This is a genomic window from Pectobacterium parvum (genome assembly GCF_020971565.1).
Classification (GTDB): domain Bacteria; phylum Pseudomonadota; class Gammaproteobacteria; order Enterobacterales; family Enterobacteriaceae; genus Pectobacterium; species Pectobacterium polare.
Genome location: NZ_CP087392.1, coordinates 2,696,982 through 2,715,462, shown reverse-complemented (window position 1 = coordinate 2,715,462; position 18,481 = coordinate 2,696,982). Strand labels below are relative to the sequence as shown.

Genomic DNA, 18,481 nt, shown 5'->3' with positions numbered 1-18,481 from the left:
CAAGTATTACACAAACTTTTTTCTAATGAGAATAAATTTTTGATGAGAACATGCTTAATTTTGATCGTTCGCTCAAAGAAACAGCGAGTTTTACATATTCATTAAAAAAGTAAGGAAAACAGTGCTATTTTTATCGGATAACTCTGAGGTTTTCGGCTATTAAATGACGTGTTACACAGACGCATTAATTAGGTTATCGCACTGTAGAAAGTCATTTCAGAATATAAAAAAAGCGCCATTAAGGCGCTTTTTATCGATCTGATTGTTGGGATCAGAGACGGTGTACGGAAGCGGTGTTGGTTGTGCCGCTGGAAACCAGTGCACCGGACACCATAACGACAACATCGCCAGCTTGCGCATGGCCGGTGTTCAGCGCAGCTTCTTTACCGATGCGGTAGAAATCATCAGTAGAGGCAATTTCCTTCACCAGCAGCGTATCAATGCCTTTGCTCAGCAGAAGCTGACGCGCAGTGACTTCGTTAGTCGTCAGCGCCAGAATGCGGGCATTCGGGAAGTATTTACGGATAGACTTGGCAGACTTACCGCCGCTGGTCGCAACCACAATCAGTGGCGCATCCAGTTTCTCTGCAGTTTCTACCGCACCACGGCAGACAGCCTCGGTGATACGCAGAACCGGAGGAGTCTTGATGGTATCCAGACGGCTTTTCATCACGGAATCGGTACGCTGACAGATTGTCGCCATGATGGTAACGGATTCCAGCGGGTATTTACCTTTCGCACTTTCGCCAGACAGCATAACGGCATCGGTGCCGTCGATGATGGCGTTCGCCACGTCGCCAGCTTCAGCACGGGTAGGGCGTGGGTTTTTGATCATGGAATCCAGCATTTGCGTTGCGGTGATCACCACTTTGCGTGCCAGGTTACATTTTTCAATCATCATCTTCTGCGCGAAGATGACTTCTTCAACTGGAATTTCAACGCCCAGATCGCCACGAGCAACCATGATGCCGTCAGAGGCTTCCAGGATTTCGTCAAAATTGTTCAGGCCTTCCTGGTTTTCAATCTTGGAGATGATCTGGATGTGCTCGCCACCGTGTGCTTTCAGGTGAGCGCGGATCTCTTCAACGTCAGAACGTTTACGGATAAAGGATGCCGCAACGAAATCGACGCCTTGTTCGCAACCGAAAATCAGGTCGCGTTTGTCTTTTTCGGCCAGCGCAGGCAGTTGGATGGAAACGCCAGGCAGGTTAACGCCTTTATTCTCGCCCAGATCGCCATTATTCAGCACTTTACAAACGACGTCGTTACCGTTGACTGCGGTAACCTGCATACCGATCAAGCCGTCATCAACCAGAACGGTGTTACCGACGCTCAGGTCTTCAGTAAATCCAGCGTAGGTTACTGCAACGCGATCTTTGTTACCCACGATGCTTTGATCGGTGGTGAACGTGAACGTTTGACCTGCGGTCAGCGTGACGTCAGCGCCGTTTTCCAGCTTCATGGTACGAATTTCTGGGCCTTTGGTGTCAAGGAGGATAGCGGCTTGTTTACCGGTTTTTTCCATGACGGCACGCAGGTTCTTGATGCGTTGACCGTGTTCTGCGTAATCCCCGTGAGAGAAATTCAGGCGCATAACATTCATGCCGGCAGACAGCAGGTTGCCAAGCATTTCTTCCGACTCAGTTTTCGGCCCGATGGTACAAACAATTTTTGTCTTTTTCATAAGATAGTTTCTACAAGTTGTGATGGATAAAAAAACGAGTGAACCAGTGGCGAGGCGAGACAGGCCGCTGGAAAGAATGTGTGAAGGAACAGTATAGGAGGTAAGTATAGATGGTCGTCGTGAATGGGTGATGAAGTGCGCAGCCGCTCGTCGCATGAGAGTGGGATTCGCGTTGGTGATGCCGTTGATAATAATGTTATTGATAGTGGCACGTTGTTTAGCTGAAACCATTCAATTGAAACGACGTTTCGTATTATAGTTATTAAGCGACGAGAAACAAGGTGGTAAAAGGGATGAAATTGAATATTTTGTCGTGTTTACGCAAAAAACTGAGCGATTTGGTGTTTTTACCTAACTTTGTTGCGCAACTGCCTAAGAAACCCACGGTATAAAGACGGTATTACGGCGAACGACCAGCAAGTGGTTGATTCTTGTAACAGTCGACAATAAATAAAGAAAACACGTGTAAGCGGCATGTTTTTCTGTCGATCCGTATCACGTTTTTGTGTCATGCTTCTTGAGAAGATGAATGCAAATGGTAGTTTACCTGCCATTTCGGATTGTTACTGCGTAAGCAGGCAAAACCAGATGCTCGTTCTTGCTACGGGTGTCTGGTTTTTTTTGTTTCCAGGGTTTGAAAAATGAAGATTGCCAAAATACTCAACAATAATGTCGTCACCGTGATCGACGAAAACAATAATGAGTCGGTTGTGATGGGACGCGGGCTGGGCTTCAAAAAGCACTCTGGCGATCTGCTGGACGAAACGCTGATTGAACGTGTGTTTGTGATGAAATCCGGCGAGCTGACATCGCGTCTACAGGAGCTGCTGTCAGAGATTCCGATGGATGTCATCACGACGGCAGACAAAATCATTCTGCTGGCAAAAGACCGTTTGCCCGGGAAACTGCAAAACAGCGTCTATATCTCCTTAACGGATCACTGTCATTTTGCGATAGAGCGCCACAAACAAGGGGTGGACATCCGCAATGTGCTATTATGGGAAATAAAACGGCTGTATCCAAAGGAATTCGCGGTTGGCCTGGAGGCGCTGGATATTATTGAGCTGCGTCTTGCCGTGCGGTTACCGGAAGATGAGGCGGGATTTATTGCGCTGCATTTGGTGAATGCGCAGCTTGACAGCGAAATGCCGGAAGTCTTGCAGATTACTAAAATCATGCAGGAAATACTGAATATTGTAAAATATCAGCTGAGTCTGGATTATAACGAACAGGCGTTAAGCTATCATCGTTTTGTTACGCATCTGAAATTTTTTGCGCAGCGGTTAATAGGAAAGAGTACGGTATTTAGTGATGACGAATCATTACATGATGTCGTGAAGGAAAGGTATCAATTGTCTTATCGCTGTGCGGAAAAAATACAGGTTCATATTATTCAAAAGTATCAGTATACGTTAACGAAAGAAGAGTTGATGTTCTTAACGATTCATATTGAACGCGTACGGACAGAAGGTCAGGATAAAATAGAGCCCGGTGATGGAGAATAATTTCTGCTAATTTGCTTTTCGTCACAAAATAACAGTATGACAAGATAAATGCTCTTGCATACGGTGAAAGTGAAAGCATAGAGTAGGTGGAAAGAAAATTATCAGATGAAGTTGGTTTTATTGTCGGTGCAGTAATCACACTGATAAACAAGCAGGATTGTTACTGTCAGGCTAGTCTAGGCGGGCAGGCAAAACCTAAATCGTTTTCTCAATGCTTATTGGGAAAAACGATTTAGGTTTTTTTTTGTCTCAAACAGAGCTGGCAATCTTAAATTATTGATATTTAAGTCTGTTTAGTATTAAGGATAGACGATGGAATACAAAGCATTAGCAACAGAGATACTTGATGGTGTCGGCGGACGTGGCAACATCATTAGCGTGATGCACTGCGCAACCCGATTACGCTTTAAATTAAGAGACAACAAAAAAGCGGATGCCGCTGCGCTGAAAAGTAATTCAGGCGTGATCATGGTGGTTGAAAGTGGCGGACAGTTTCAGGTCGTCGTCGGCAATCATGTCAGTGACGTCTATCGCAGTTTACAGAATATTGCTGGATTGACCGATCAGGCTGATTCCTCAAATAATGAGGAAGGCGATGAGAAGAAAGGCAATCTTCTTTCCCGCTTCATCGATATTATTTCTGGTATATTTACGCCATTAATTGGTGTCATGGTTGCTTCCGGTATTTTAAAGGGATTCTTAGCACTGAGTTTAGTGTGCGGCTGGATGGTTGAAACCAGCGGAACCTATAAAGTTCTGTTTGCAGCAAGCGACGCATTATTCTTTTTCTTCCCCGTGGTGCTAGGTTATACCGCTGGGAAAAAATTTGGTGGTAATCCATTCGTTACCATGGTGATTGGTGCCACGCTGGTGCATCCTTCCATGATTGCTGAATTTGGCGCTATGCAAAATGCGAATTATCAGCAACTTTATTTCCTCGGCATTCCGATCACATTTATTAATTATGCCTCTTCCGTTATTCCCATTATTTTCTCAGCCTGGCTCTCCTCACGTCTGGAAAAGCCACTGAATGCGATATTGCACATCAACATCCGCAATTTCTTCACGCCGTTACTGTGCCTCTGTATTACGGTCCCCGTTACGTTCCTGCTGATTGGGCCGGCGGCAACCTGGCTTGGGCATATGCTGGCCGGCGGCTACCAGCTGATCTACGGGCTGAACTCCACGATTGCGGGCGCACTGATGGGCGCGCTGTGGCAGGTGTTCGTGATTTTTGGTCTGCACTGGGGTTTAACGCCGCTGATGATCAACAACCTCAGCGTGTTGGGACACGACACACTGCTGCCGTTGCTGACGCCTGCGGTATTAGGGCAGGCAGGCGCGGTGCTCGGCGTGTTGCTGCGTACCCGTGATATGAAGCTGAAAGGGATTTCTGGTTCGGCGTTCTCGGCAGCAATCTTTGGTATTACCGAACCTGCGGTGTATGGCGTCACGCTGCCGCTGAAACGTCCTTTCATCTTTGGCTGTTTAGGCGGTGCCATCGGCGCGGGTGTTTTGGGATATTTCAACACCACGATTTACTCCTTCGGCTTCCCGAGCATCTTCACCTTTACTCAGGTTATTCCGCCGACCGGTGTCGATAACACGGTCTGGGCTGCCATTATTGGTACGGTCATTGCCTTTACCTTCGCGGCTGTGACGACCTGGGCGTTCGGGATTCCCGCGCAAGAAAAAGCAACAGAAGCAAATGCGACTGAGGCGGCACCACAAGCCACACAGCATCAGAGTGATGCAACGCGTAAACAAGAGATAAACAGCCCGATCGAAGGTACGGTTCTGCCACTTGAACAGGTCGGCGATGAAACGTTTGCCAGTGGCTTAATGGGAAAAGGGATTGCGATTAAACCGCTGGCCGGGCGCGTGGTTTCCCCGGTGAACGGTACGGTTGCCTCGCTGTTTAAGACCAACCATGCCATTGGACTTGAATCGGAAGAGGGAGCCGAGGTGCTCATTCACGTCGGTATCGATACGGTGAAATTGGATGGTCAGTATTTCACTGCACACATTAAGACCGGCGATGTCGTGAAGCAGGGCGATCTTCTGGTGGAGTTTGATTATCAGGCGATTGAGAAAGCCGGCTATGACACGACAACGCCCGTCATTATCACCAATAGCGAAGATTACGTTGATGTTCTGCCTACCGCCGGAAACGCCGTGCAGGAACAGGGCGCTTTGCTGACGTTAATCCGCTGACATTGACATTTACGACCCAATTGGGAGGAGAAAAGATGAGCCATCAGTTTCCGAAAGAATTCTTGTGGGGCGGCGCGATCGCAGCCAATCAGGTTGAAGGCGCGTACTTAACGGACGGCAAAGGATTATCAACGTCCGATTTACAGCCACAGGGTATTTTTGGCGAGATCGTCACGCGTACGCCGGGCGACAGCGGAATCAAAGACATTGCGATCGATTTTTATCACCGCTATCCCGAAGATATCGCGCTCTTTGCTGAAATGGGCTTCAAATGCCTGAGAATCTCCATTGCCTGGACGCGCATTTTCCCGCAGGGCGATGAAACCCAGCCGAATGAGGCGGGGCTGGCATTTTACGATCGCCTGTTTGATGAAATGGCAAAGTATGGCATTCAGCCGCTGGTGACGCTGTCCCACTATGAAATGCCGTACGGTCTGGTGAAGAATTACGGTGGCTGGGGCAGCCGTGAAACGATTACGTTCTTTGAGCGTTACGCCCGCACGGTATTCCAGCGCTATAAAGACAAAGTGAAATACTGGCTGACGTTCAACGAAATTAACTGCGCATTACATGCACCATTTACTGGAATTGGTTTACCTACCGAGAGTAGTAAGCAGGATATTTATCAGGCGATTCATCACCAGCTCGTGGCGAGTGCTAAAGCGGTGAAGGCGTGTCATGACATCATCCCTGATGCCAAAATCGGCAATATGATGTTGGGTTCCATGTTCTATCCATTAACCTGCAAGCCTGCGGATGTCATGGAAACCATGCAGCAAAACCGCGATTGGCTGTTCTTCGGTGATGTCCAAGCCCGAGGATACTACCCGGCGTACATGAAGCGTTTCTTTGCACAGCACGGTATTACGCTAACGGTAACGGAAGACGATCGTCAGTCGCTGAAAGAAACTATCGATTTCATTTCTTTCAGCTATTACATGACGGGCTGCGTGACCACCGATGAAGAAGTGAACCTGAAAGCCCGTGGCAATATTTTGAATATGGTGCCGAATCCGCATCTGGAAAGCTCCGAATGGGGCTGGCAGATCGACCCGGAAGGGCTGCGTTATTTACTGAACTATCTGTATGACCGCTACCAAAAGCCGCTGTTCATTGTGGAAAACGGTTTAGGTGCCAAAGACAAACTTGAAAGCGATGGCAGCATTAACGATGACTATCGCATCCAATACCTGAACGATCACCTGTATCAAGTGGGTGAAGCGCTGGAAGATGGCGTTGAGGTGATGGGTTACACCTGCTGGGGGCCTATCGATCTGGTCAGCGCGTCAAAAGCCGAAATGTCGAAACGCTACGGCTTCATTTATGTCGATCGTGATGATGAAGGGAACGGCACGTTAGAACGTCGGCGTAAGAAAAGTTTCTACTGGTATAAAGAGGTCATTTCCTCTAATGGTGAAACGTTGAAATAAACCATCGCATCGATGAGTCATTTGCGCATTCATTCTCAGAAAAATAAGTTCTGGGATGAATGCGAACTCTATTTTTTTACTACCCATGGGAAAGATGGCGAGGAAATAAGATGAAGCGGGAGGGAATGGGCTAGCCATTAAATCATATAAACGGTTATTTAGGATTTACACAACGTGTACAAACAGGCGGACTTACGGCTAGCGTCGTGAGGGGACTGTTTCAATTTAAAATCGATGTTTAATATTTTAAAATATACCCTACTCGGATAATAAATATGCGTAAAAAATTCCCTGTAAAGATGATGGTATTACTGATGTCGTCAGTGTTTTTGTCTAATGGTGCTATGGCCGCGAAATTGACCGTAGAAGAAAGGCTGGAACTATTGGAGAAAGAACTGGCGGCAAATAAAGCCGAATTGCAGTCAACGAAAAAAGAGCTGCGCGAATATAAGACGATCGCAGAGAACAAAACCCAAGTTGCCGCAAATTCAACGGCGAAAGATAAAACACGAGCTGTTGTATCTATTGACAGTTCTCCGGCTAACCATACGGTAGCGGCCTCTGCGACAAGCTCGGTTGATGTTGCTACGGCTGCAAATACACAGCAAAAACCGCTCACGTTGGATGAAATTAGCAAATACGTTAAAGATGACATTGGTTTCTCCTATACCGGTTATTTACGTTCCGGTTGGGCAACTGGGACAAATGGTTCACCGGAATCCTATGCCATTGGTTCTTTAGGTCGTTTTGGTAATGAACATTCTGGTTGGTTCGATCTTCTTCTCACCCAGCGCGTTTATAACAAAGATGGCAAGACGGCACACGCCGTGGTTAAACTCGACGGAAACGTTGGACAGCAATACAGCGCGGGCTGGTTTGGTGATAATACGGGTAATGAGAACGTCCTTCAGTTCTCCGATTTGTACCTGACAACCAACGGATTCCTGCCTTTTGTGCCAGAAGCAGATTTTTGGGTCGGTAAACATGTCCTCCCCGTGTATGAAATTCAAATGCTGGACTGGAAAAGCGATCGTGTTTATGCCGGTGCTGGGGTCGGTATAGAGAATATGAACGCGGGGCCGGGTAAATTAGATCTTGCTTTGACGCGTGAAGACGTTAACGTTTATGCTCGAGAATACGAAAACCCGAATATTGGTAGAAACGCGGATAAAACCAAAATGAATACCAACACGATGGAGATTCGGTATAAAAATCTGCCATTGTGGGACGACGGTGCGCTAACGCTGATTGGTAAGTATGTGATGGCAAATAAGAACGATAGCCAGAAACATAACGAAAGCAATAATGAATACTTCAAAATGAAGGACAGCTATCTGGCGACGGCAATCGTCAAGCAGAAACTGGATGCGCGTGGTGGATTTAACGAATTTACGTTGCAGTCAGCGAATAATTCTATCGCCAGTGGGTTTGCCCGATACAATGACGGTAATCCGTCAATTGGACAGGGTGAAAATTATTATGGCGATCACACGGGCGGTAATGCGTTTCGCGTAATATCACAGGGTGAAATGTATTTGCATGACAACATCATCATGGCTAATGCGTTGGTGTACTCTTGGGGTAAAGATATTTATAGCTATGAAACGGGGGCGCACAGCGATTTCGAAAGTATCCGTACCGTTATTCGTCCCGCCTATATTTGGGATACCTATAACCAAACTGGTGTGGAGCTAGGTTGGTTTACGCAGAAAAATACCAATCAAGCCGGTGCAAACTTCCGCGAGTCTGGTTATAAAACCACGCTTTATCATGCGCTGAAAGTGGATACCAGCATCCTGAATTCCAGACCAGAAATTCGCCTCTACGGTACGTACTTAAATATTCTGGATAATGAGATTTCGGGTTACAAATTCTCGGATGATAAGAATAAATCTCAGTTTATTGTCGGTGTTCAGGCTGAGGTGTGGTGGTAACGACGGATTGCCGCAAATAGGGCAGGCTGAAACGCCTGCCATCCTTACAAGATGGAGCAACAATATGCTGATAAATTTAAAGCATCGAACGGTATCGATACTGGCAACCAGTCTGTTTGCCTGTGCCTCCATGCATGCATTCGCACTACCTGCCGATTTCCCGGTTATGCCTGCGGCAACCGTCCCTGTGAGCCAATACGTCACGGCGGTGAATGCCGATAGCAGTATTACTTTCCGCCTGTTTGCGCCAACAGCGAAGCAGGTCAGTGTTTTTACCGGTTCGACGCCCGATAAAATCGCTTCCCACGCGATGACGAAAGATGAATCTGGCGTATGGTCGTTCAAGACGTCAGCGCTGGCGCCGAACCTGTATGAATATTTCTTCAGCGTGGACGGTTTTCGCACCATTGATACCGGCACGGCGTTGACCAAGCCACAGCGTCAGGTGAATACCAGCCTGATTCTGGTGCCGGGGAGCATTCTGGACGTGCGTCAGGTGCCACACGGTGAGCTGAGAACGCTGACCTACCATTCGAAAGCCTTGAAATCAGAGCGTCAGGTGCATGTCTGGACGCCGCCGGGCTATAGCGAATCGTCAAAACCGCTGCCGGTACTCTATTTCTATCATGGCTTTGGCGACACGGGCGCATCGGCCGTGGTGCAAGGACGGATACCGCAGATGATGGATAACCTGCTGGCAGAGAAAAAGATTGAGCCAATGCTGGTCGTCATTCCTGATACGGAAACGGACGTTCCCGGCATCATTCCGGAAGACTATCCCCCGCAGGAGCGCCGCAAGGTGTTCTATCCGCGCAATGCGTTAGCGGCGGACAGGGAACTCATTCATGACATTATCCCCGAGATCGGCAAACGCTTTAACGTCCGTCAGGATGCAAACGGCAGGGCACTGGCCGGGCTGTCTCAGGGCGGCTATCAGGCGTTGGTATCCGGCATGAGCCACTTGGATCATTTCGGCTGGCTGGCAACGTTTAGCGGCGTGACCACAGAAACGGTGCCGAACACGGCCGTTGCGGCACAGCTTGAACGACCGGAGCAGATTAACCAGCAACTGAAGAACTTTACTGTAGTGATTGGCGAGACCGACAACATTACGGGTAAGGATATTGCGGGCCTGAAAACCATCCTAGAACAGAAGAATATCCGGTTTGATTACCGCCATTATCCCGATCTTGGTCATGAAATGGATGTCTGGCGACCGGCCTACAGCGAGTTTGTTCAGAAGCTTTTTAAATAGCGTCTTCATGCTGCGGGCAGCGTCGTCGCATGCCCGCTTCTCTGATGGCAGTTGGATCGCTGGGCTGCCATATCAACGACGGCCAAGCACCGTTAGCGTTAAGGATAATCATGTCTATTCGCAGCTACTTTTCCCGTTTTGCCATGTTGATCATGGCATTGCCTTTCCTCAGTGCGTTCAGCGCACAGGCTCAAAATTCCCCTTTTGACGTGGCCGATCATAAGCAGATTCGCGTCATTATCAGCGCTGATGCGAAAAACGAGGCTGACGATGATTTTGCCGTTGCCCATGCGGTGCTGACGCCGACGATGCAGGTGAAAGGGCTGATTGCTGCCCATTACTCCCGTGCTGCGCCGTTGATGAAACGTGATGGCGAAAACAGCATGATGGAAAGCTACCATGAGCTCCAGCGCCTGATGAACGTGATGGGAAAAACGGACATTCCCGTGTATCGCGGTGCGACGCACGCGCTGAAAGCCGACGGTGGCGCGCCTGCGTTGAGTGAAGGGGCGCAAATGCTGATCAAGGAAGCGTTAAAAGAGGATTCGCCCCCGCTGTTTGTGTTAGTCATGGGGCCGATTACGGATATCGCTGCCGCATTGCAGGCTGAACCAAAGATCGCCAGCAAAATGACGGTAGTGTGGATTGGTGGCATGCCTTATCCGAAAGGTGGCTGGGAATACAATATGTTTAACGATCCGGTCGCGGCGAACAGCGTATTCAAGTCTCAGGTGCCTTTGTGGCAGGTGCCGCATAATGTCTATATGTCCGTGCGCGTCTCGCTGTCTGAGCTTGCCGTGCGCGTTAAGCCGCAGGGGAAGGTCGGGGAGTACCTGTGGCAACAGCTGATCGAGTTTAATCGTGCGATTTCCGAAACCATCAAGGATGTTCCGTGGCCGAAAAGTGAAGTCTGGGCCTTGGGCGATAACCCCGCGGTTTCTCTGCTGTTGGATGACCACGAATATCACTACACATTGGTTAATGCACCGAAGTTAAATGACGATCTGACCTATGCGCCTCAGAAAAATTTGCGCCAGATTCGGGTATATAACGCCGTTGATGCCCGCTTCACGTTGGAAGATTTCTACGCCAAGCTGACGTTGGCCTATGGCCAAGGGAAATAAACATCCCGGAAGGGCATACTCTGGGGCAACATTTTTCACTTAAGCCCCACTTATTGAGCGTCTGAACTTTCTCTATCAGGCAAAACGCCGCGCTTTGTCAGCAAATACTCGGGGATGAACGGCCGACATGGACACGTCATCCCAGTACTTGTGCCACCTACCTTGATGCTTAAGCCCCGCTTTTTAAGTGCTTAGTTTTTAAGCCCTCAGCGTTTAATTCCCTCGCCATATCCTGCTATGTCCACCCTCTGTGACTGAGACAATCCTCATATAACTTTCGATACGATTCATTACTTTTCTTTACCTTTGATCAAAAACAATATTTTGAATGCATCTTTTTGTTATTCATAGTGCGAGTAATGTCACGACAGTTGTTGTGGTTTCTGTCAAATGGATAACTAAAACGACCGCCAGTAGGCGGCTTAATTTGGACACAAACGCATGGTCAGGATAAGCATGTCAGTCTCCTATCTGTGGGGCATGGTAGCCAGTCTCTTTCTAATGATGCCAGCCTATTCCGCTGATGCTCCGGCGTCACCCCCTCCCGCCCCGATAGAAGCAAGAAACTCCGTCTTCACCAATCAACACCCCGATCAGTTCAACTCGTGGAAAGCGACCAGTGAACAGTCTGAGCGTCACGATGCGCTGGCAGAAGACCCCATGATGGTGGTCCTCTGGGCGGGCTATCCCTTCTCCAGAGACTATAACAAGCCGCGCGGCCACGCCTACGCCATCACGGATGTGCGTGAAACGCTGCGTACCGGTGCACCCAAGACGGCAGAAGATGGCCCTCTGCCGATGGCGTGCTGGAGTTGTAAAAGCCCGGATGTCGCCCGCTTGATTCAACAGGAAGGCGAGGACGGCTACTTCAAAGGCAAATGGGCACGAGGCGGGCCGGAGATTACTAACGATCTCGGCTGTGCGGACTGTCATGATACCGCGTCCCCGGATTTTGCTCAGGGCAAACCGGCGCTGACGCTGTCCCGCCCTTATGCCGAGCGTGCAATGGAAGCGATTGGCAAACCGTTTGATCAAACCAGTCGATTCGGCCAGCAGTCTATGGTCTGTGGGCAATGCCACGTTGAGTATTATTTTTCCGGTAAAGACAAAGCGGTGAAATTTCCATGGGATAACGGCACGAAAGTCGAAGACATGGAAAAATACTATGACGCCATTTCCTTCTCCGACTGGACCAACACCCTTTCCCGCGCACCGATGCTGAAAGCCCAACATCCAGAATATGAAACCTGGAGCATTGGTATTCACGGTAAAAACAACGTGACCTGCATCGACTGCCATATGCCGAAAGTGAAAAACGCGGACGGCAAACTGTATACCGATCACAAGATTGGTAACCCTTTCGATAATTACGGCGAAACCTGTACCAATTGCCACACGCAGGATAAAGCGGCGATGCAGGCGGTGGTTGCTGAACGCAAAACGGCCATTCAGGACTTAAAACTGAAAGCAGAAGAGCAACTGGTTCACGCGCACTTTGAGGCGAAAGCAGCCTGGGATGCCGGTGCAACCGAAGCAGAAATGCAGCCGATTCTGATGGATATTCGCCATGCGCAATGGCGCTGGGATCTGGCGGTTGCCTCTCACGGTATTCACATGCATGCGCCGGATGAAGGCTTACGCATGCTTGGCACCTCGCTGAGTAAATCCGCCGAGGCGAGAACCAAGCTAGTGCGCCTGTTGGCCCAGAAAGGGATAACAGGAGAAATCAAGCTGCCGGATATCTCGACGAAAGAAAAAGCGCAGCAGGCGATTGGGCTCAACATGCAGCAAATCAAAGCCGAAAAACAGGATTTCCTGAACACGGTAGTGCCGCAGTGGGATGAGCAAGCGCGTAAAGCGGGACGACTGAACTAATAACCCCTCATCGCCCGTGGACGCGGGCGATCATAAAATGGAGTGGATATGAGCGTATTACGTTCGTTATTGACTGCCGGGGTGCTGGTATCAGGCCTGCTTTGGGCATTGCCAGGGCTGACGCAGCCCGCACCTCAGGCGGAAAAAGGAGAGCGCTGGGAGGTCATGCCGCAGCGTAATCCCGATGAGGCTTGTCTACAGTGCCATAAACCGGAAGAGGATGGCATGCAGGGCAAGCATGCCTCCGCCGTCAACCCGCATAATCAGCAACAGCTGACCTGCACAAACTGTCACGGTAAGCCGTCTCTGCTGCACCGCGAAGGCGTTAAAGATGTCATGCGCTTTAACTTCCCGATGTATAAGGTGGAAGAGCAAAACAGCGTCTGTATGTCATGCCATACGCCGGAGCAGTTGCAGAAGTCGTTTTGGCCACACGATGTGCACGTCGCTAAAGTGGCCTGTGCCAGCTGCCATCAACTGCACCCCACGCAGGATAGTATGCAGACGCTGAACGACAAGGGTCGCATCAAACTGTGTGTGGATTGCCATAGCGATCAGCGTAATAACCCAGACTTCAACCCAGCCTCAGTTCATCTGGGTAATAAGAGGCAGCCATGAGTTGCTCTCGTCGTCAATTTCTTGCCCGGATGGGGGGGCTGATTGCCATCACCAGTACGGCGGGGCAAGTCGTCGCACAGACGCTGAATATCAACGGCGTCCGCTACGGCATGATCCACGATGAATCGCTCTGTATCGGCTGTACGGCGTGCATGGATGCCTGCCGGGAGGTTAATCAGGTGCCGGAAGGCGTATCGCGCTTGACGATCGTTCGCAGCGAGCCGATTGGGACTTTCCCTGACGTGAAATACCGTTTTTTCCGTCACTCCTGCCAGCACTGCGACCATGCACCTTGTGTTGACGTGTGTCCTACAGGGGCGTCGTATCGCGATGCGGCAAGCGGCATTGTGGATGTGAACCCCGATCTGTGCGTAGGGTGCCAATACTGTCTTGCTGCCTGTCCTTATCAGGTGCGCTTTATTCATCCGAAGACGAAAACGGCGGATAAGTGCGATTTTTGCCGCAAGACCAACCTGAAAGCCGGAAAACTGCCCGCCTGTGTGTTGTCTTGTCCGACTAACGCGCTGACGTTCGGTAACCTTGACGATCCTGACAGCGAGATTTCCCGATTGCTTCGTCAACAGCCGACGTATCGCTACAAAATCGCGCTCGGCACTCGTCCTAAGGTTTATCGCGTACCGTTTAAATACGGGGAGGTTCATCAATGACGCCCGTGTCTTCAAGCGCATTCCATTTTGCTTCGTTAGTCTGGGACTGGCCGATTGCGATTTACCTGTTTTTGGTGGGCATTTCTGCGGGGCTGGTGACGCTGTCGGCCTTACTGCGGCGCTACCACCCCGAACAGGCAACCGCAGACAGTACGCTCATGCGCACCACGCTGATTCTTGCGCCGTGCACCATCATTTTGGGATTGCTGATTCTGATCTTCCACCTGACGCGTCCCTGGACGTTCTGGAAGTTGATGTTCCATTACAGCTTTACCTCGGTGATGTCGGTTGGGGTCATGCTGTTTCAGGTCTATATGGCGGCGCTGGCGATCTGGTTGGTCAACATTTTCAGCGAGCAGGTTATCGTGCTGCAACAGCGCTGGTTGCCGAAGCTGGTCATACTTCCCAAGGTGCTCGGCTGGCTGGCACCAATGCAGAAATCACTGGATATCGTGATGTTGCTGCTGGCGGTGATGTTAGGCGCTTACACCGGATTTTTACTCTCCGCGCTGAAGACCTATCCGCTACTGAATAACCCGATCTTACCGGCTTTATTCCTGTTTTCGGGAGTGTCCTCCGGTGCAGCCGTGGCGCTGATCGCCATGGCCTGCCGCTATCGCCGCAATCCGCATAGCGAAGAAGCGCATTTTGTACACCGTGTCGAAACGCCCGTCGTGTGGTTAGAGATCTTCTTGCTGTTCGCGTTCTTTATCGGCCTTGCTTTAGGGGACGATGGGAAGCAGCGGGCGCTGGTGGCGGCTGTGGGCGGAGGATTCTGGGCCGTGTGGTTCTGGCTGGGCGTGGTAGGGATTGGATTAGTCATTCCCTTGCTGCTCAAGTCATGGGCCAGCCGACAGCATTCACCTTATGGCGTGCTGGCGGTGTGCGGCCTGAGTCTGGTGGGCGTCTTGTTACTGCGCTTTTTTATCCTCTATGCGGGGCAGTTAACCGTTGTCTAATTCCCAGCAAGAGGCCTGTTGATGTTGTTATTGCCAGAATTTGGGTATGTCGCGCTGTCGCTGGCGGTTTGCGTCGGTGTGGCAACGGCGTTGCTGACATTTTCAGGCTACTCCCTGCGCTGGTCGGGCACTTACCGACTGGCGCGGTGCTGGACGTTAGTACTGTTTGGTCTTGTGCTGTTTGCGTTTATCGCGCTGACGCTGAGCGTGGTACAGGATGATTTCTCTGTTAACTACGTCGCCCAGCATAGCCATCGTGATTTACCGCTAGGGCTAAAAATTGCGGCAGTCTGGGGCGGGCATGAAGGATCGCTGCTGCTGTGGCTGTTATGTTTAACCGGCTGGAGCGCCGCGTTTGCCTGCCGCTATCGTAAGGAGACGAGCGATCTATTCCCACTGACGCTGGCGATGCTGGCCGCGATCGCGACCGCGCTGCTGGTGTTCATTCTGTTCTTTTCCGATCCTTTTGTGCGTCTCTTCCCGCCCGCGGTGGCGGGTAGGGATCTCAATCCCATGCTGCAACACATTGGCCTTATCCTTCATCCACCGTTGCTCTATCTGGGTTATGGCGGATTAACCGTGAGTGCGGCGCTAGCGCTAGCCGCCCTGATTCACGGTGAGTTTACTGCGCCAGCCGCCTGGATTTGCTGGCGTTGGACGCTGCCCGCCTGGAGCCTGTTAACGCTGGGCATCATCCTCGGATCGTGGTGGGCCTATAACGAACTGGGCTGGGGAGGATGGTGGTTCTGGGATCCGGTAGAGAACGCCTCGCTGCTCCCGTGGCTCACGGCTAGCGCATTACTGCACAGTTTGTCTGTCACCCGCATGCGCGGCATCTTCCGCCATTGGTCGCTGATGTTGGCGCTGCTGACGTTCATTTTATGCCTGCTGGGCACGCTGATTGTGCGCTCCGGGATACTGGTATCTGTCCATGCCTTCGCGCTCGAACACGATCGCGCGGTACCTCTATTTATCCTGTTTGCCTGCTTGAGCATGGCGGCGCTGGCGGTTTATGGCTGGCGTGCTCAGCTTGTCCGCTCTGCTGCCCGTTTCTCCGGTTGGTCGCGGGAAATGGCGATACTGCTGGTGCTGTTGTTATTCAGCGCTGTCGCACTGGTGGTACTGCTCGGCACGCTTTACCCAATGATCTACGGGCTGGCGGGCTGGGGGAAAATCTCCGTCGGCGCACCCTATTTTAACCGCGTGCTCTTGCCCTTCGGTGGCCTGATGCTGTTGCTCATCGGGGTCGCCGCGGGAGGCTACTGGAAACGTAGCACGCGATGGCCTGTCCGGCGTGTAGGCATGACGCTGGCCGTCGGCATTATTACCGCTCTGATCTTATGGCCGTATGGGTACGCTGTCGCACTGGCTGCGGGTTTGATCGGCTGGGCTATGGCTGCGCAGTGGTTACAGCCGCTGTCGGCGATACGTCATCAACTTCCTGCACTGCTGGCGCATACGGGCGTGGCGCTATTTGCCTTGGGGATTGCGTTCTCTGCGGGCAGCAAGCAGGAAATCAGCGCCAATGTGGGTCAGGGAGAACAGGTCACGCTGGGCGACTACCATTTCCGATTTTTACAGCTGGAGTTAGTCGCGGCACAGAACTACACCGCGGAGCAGGCTGTGATTGCGATTTATCGTGGTGATTCACCAATTGCTCAGGTCATGCCGGAACGCCGTTATTACAACGCACGTAAACAGCAGATGGTTGAGCCGGGCATTGCCTGGGGGCCGATCAGAGAATGGTATGCCGTGATGGGAGAGAAAACCGGCGAAAACCGCTATGCGATGCGTTTCTACGTGCAAACCGGCGTTCGCTGGGTGTGGGGCGGCGGCCTGCTGATGGTCGCAGGCGCACTGCTGGGGTGGTTCAGAGGGAGAAGGGCCTATGACTAAATACATTGCGCTCTTTTTCATGCTGCTGACTTTTTCTGCGCAGGCTCAGGTGGTCGATACCTGGGCGTTTTCCAGTCAGGTGCAGCGTCAGACTGCGATGGCGATTGCTGGCGAGTTGCGCTGCCCACAATGTCAGAACCAGAGCCTGCTGGAATCGAATTCGCCCGTGGCGGTCAGCATGCGCCATGAGGTCTTCTCCATGGTGGAGCAGGGCAAAGATAAGCCAGAAATTATGGCGTTTATGAACCAGCGCTATGGTGACTTTGTTCAGTACAACCCGCCGATGAAAATGCAAACCGGCATCCTCTGGCTCACGCCGCTGCTTTTGCTGTTAGCGATTGCGGTTATCGCGTGGCGGGTGATACGGCGACAGAACCGAGGGGCGCGTCTATGAGCCTGTTAAGCGTGAGCCTGCTAGACCTGAACTTATTAAGCATGGTGTTTGTCGCCATCGCGGTTGTCGTTCTGGCTGCCGGGCTGTTATGGCCGCTCTTGCCCCTGCGTCAGTCGGAGGGGGATGGCAAGCTACCGCGTTTGGCGGAGCGCATCTGGCATTTCCAGTGTGAACAGGCAGGAAAGCATCTGTCCGAGCATGAGGCAAAGATGCTGGGTCGAGAACTGTCCCACGATCTGCCGTTAGCCCCATCGTCTTCGTCCGCGCAGCGCCCTCTGCCCGCCATCGCGGTTGTGGCCGCGGTCATCGCTATCCTGTTGAGTAGTGCGACGTTCTACATGCTAAGTCCGCGTGTTGCGCTGGTTCAGGTGGAACGCCAGCGGCTTGCCGATCCGCTACACGATTTTAGCGACGCGCAACAGCAGGAAAAACAGCTCGCGACCTTGCAGGACAACATTCGTAAGACGCCGGGCAACAGCGTCCTCTGGGCTGAGTTGGGTGAATATTATCTTTACCGTAACGCGTACGACAACGCGCTGCGCGCTTATCGGCAGGCGATTGCGCTAAAGGGCGACAGCGCGGAACTGTATTCGGCGCTGGCGACGGTGCTGTATTACCAGGCGGGTCAGGCCGTCACGCCCCCGATGCAAGAGATGGTCGATAAAGCGCTGGCACTGGATGCCAATGAAGTGACGGCGCTGATGCTGCTGGCATCTGACGCGTTCCTGAAAGCGGACTATGCGCGTGCGATTACGATTTGGCAGCGCTTGCTGGATACGTACAGCCCGCGAGTTAACCGCGTCCAGTTAATCGAGGCGATCAACACGGCAACGCTGCTGAAGAACAGTCAGAAATAACGTGAGATACCTTGAATCAGAGGGACAAGCGAGGCTTTTTGCACCGCCATGATGGCGGGGGATAACCA

General features: G+C 51.3%; 14 protein-coding genes. 13 read left to right on the top strand and 1 reads right to left on the bottom strand.

The window, feature by feature from the left end:
* Positions 1–271: 271 nt before the first annotated feature.
* On the bottom strand, positions 272–1,684 hold the full coding sequence (gene pykF / locus LOZ86_RS12265) for a pyruvate kinase PykF (RefSeq protein ID WP_039481178.1): 1,413 nt from the start codon (positions 1,682–1,684) through the stop codon (positions 272–274).
* Positions 1,685–2,325: 641 nt separating this feature from the next.
* Here pykF and licT point away from each other — a divergent pair.
* The 13 genes from licT to nrfG all read left to right on the top strand — a co-directional run bounded on the left by licT (position 2,326) and on the right by nrfG (position 18,413).
* Positions 2,326–3,189 carry a BglG family transcription antiterminator LicT gene (gene licT / locus LOZ86_RS12260; RefSeq protein WP_039481176.1) on the top strand — a complete coding sequence of 288 codons (864 nt, stop codon included), beginning with the start codon at positions 2,326–2,328 and terminating at the stop codon, positions 3,187–3,189.
* 312 nt (positions 3,190–3,501) lie between these two features.
* Positions 3,502–5,403: a PTS beta-glucoside transporter subunit IIABC gene (bglF, locus tag LOZ86_RS12255; protein ID WP_039481174.1), complete on the top strand. Its 1,902-nt coding sequence runs from the start codon at positions 3,502–3,504 to the stop codon at positions 5,401–5,403.
* A 35-nt stretch (positions 5,404–5,438) separates the two neighbouring features.
* Positions 5,439–6,833 (top strand): glycoside hydrolase family 1 protein, encoded by a 1,395-nt coding sequence (locus tag LOZ86_RS12250; protein WP_039481172.1) that lies wholly within the window; start codon positions 5,439–5,441, stop codon positions 6,831–6,833.
* Between the two features lie 275 nt (positions 6,834–7,108).
* The gene (locus LOZ86_RS12245; protein ID WP_039481170.1) at positions 7,109–8,767 is read left to right on the top strand and encodes a carbohydrate porin; all 1,659 of its coding nucleotides are present in this window, start codon (positions 7,109–7,111) and stop codon (positions 8,765–8,767) included.
* 64 nt (positions 8,768–8,831) lie between these two features.
* Positions 8,832–10,022: an alpha/beta hydrolase gene (locus tag LOZ86_RS12240; RefSeq protein WP_284145703.1), complete on the top strand. Its 1,191-nt coding sequence runs from the start codon at positions 8,832–8,834 to the stop codon at positions 10,020–10,022.
* Between the two features lie 110 nt (positions 10,023–10,132).
* On the top strand, positions 10,133–11,146 hold the full coding sequence (locus LOZ86_RS12235; RefSeq protein WP_052012019.1) for a nucleoside hydrolase: 1,014 nt from the start codon (positions 10,133–10,135) through the stop codon (positions 11,144–11,146).
* Between the two features lie 501 nt (positions 11,147–11,647).
* Positions 11,648–13,021: an ammonia-forming nitrite reductase cytochrome c552 subunit gene (gene nrfA / locus LOZ86_RS12230; protein WP_230243163.1), complete on the top strand. Its 1,374-nt coding sequence runs from the start codon at positions 11,648–11,650 to the stop codon at positions 13,019–13,021.
* 48 nt (positions 13,022–13,069) lie between these two features.
* On the top strand, positions 13,070–13,639 hold the full coding sequence (nrfB, locus tag LOZ86_RS12225; RefSeq protein ID WP_039481165.1) for a cytochrome c nitrite reductase pentaheme subunit: 570 nt from the start codon (positions 13,070–13,072) through the stop codon (positions 13,637–13,639).
* Positions 13,636–14,307 (top strand): cytochrome c nitrite reductase Fe-S protein, encoded by a 672-nt coding sequence (gene nrfC / locus LOZ86_RS12220; RefSeq protein ID WP_039481162.1) that lies wholly within the window; start codon positions 13,636–13,638, stop codon positions 14,305–14,307. Before nrfB ends, nrfC begins: the two co-directional genes overlap by 4 nt.
* The gene (gene nrfD, locus LOZ86_RS12215; protein ID WP_161546941.1) at positions 14,304–15,266 is read left to right on the top strand and encodes a cytochrome c nitrite reductase subunit NrfD; all 963 of its coding nucleotides are present in this window, start codon (positions 14,304–14,306) and stop codon (positions 15,264–15,266) included. The genes nrfC and nrfD overlap by 4 nt, the downstream gene beginning before the upstream one ends.
* 21 nt (positions 15,267–15,287) lie before the next feature.
* Positions 15,288–17,162 (top strand): heme lyase CcmF/NrfE family subunit, encoded by a 1,875-nt coding sequence (locus LOZ86_RS12210; RefSeq protein ID WP_039481155.1) that lies wholly within the window; start codon positions 15,288–15,290, stop codon positions 17,160–17,162.
* Positions 17,155–17,556, top strand: coding sequence for a heme lyase NrfEFG subunit NrfF (gene nrfF / locus LOZ86_RS12205; protein WP_039481152.1), 402 nt, complete (start codon positions 17,155–17,157; stop codon positions 17,554–17,556). The genes LOZ86_RS12210 and nrfF overlap by 8 nt, the downstream gene beginning before the upstream one ends.
* Positions 17,553–18,413 (top strand): heme lyase NrfEFG subunit NrfG, encoded by an 861-nt coding sequence (nrfG, locus tag LOZ86_RS12200; RefSeq protein WP_039481148.1) that lies wholly within the window; start codon positions 17,553–17,555, stop codon positions 18,411–18,413. Before nrfF ends, nrfG begins: the two co-directional genes overlap by 4 nt.
* Positions 18,414–18,481 lie beyond the last annotated feature (68 nt).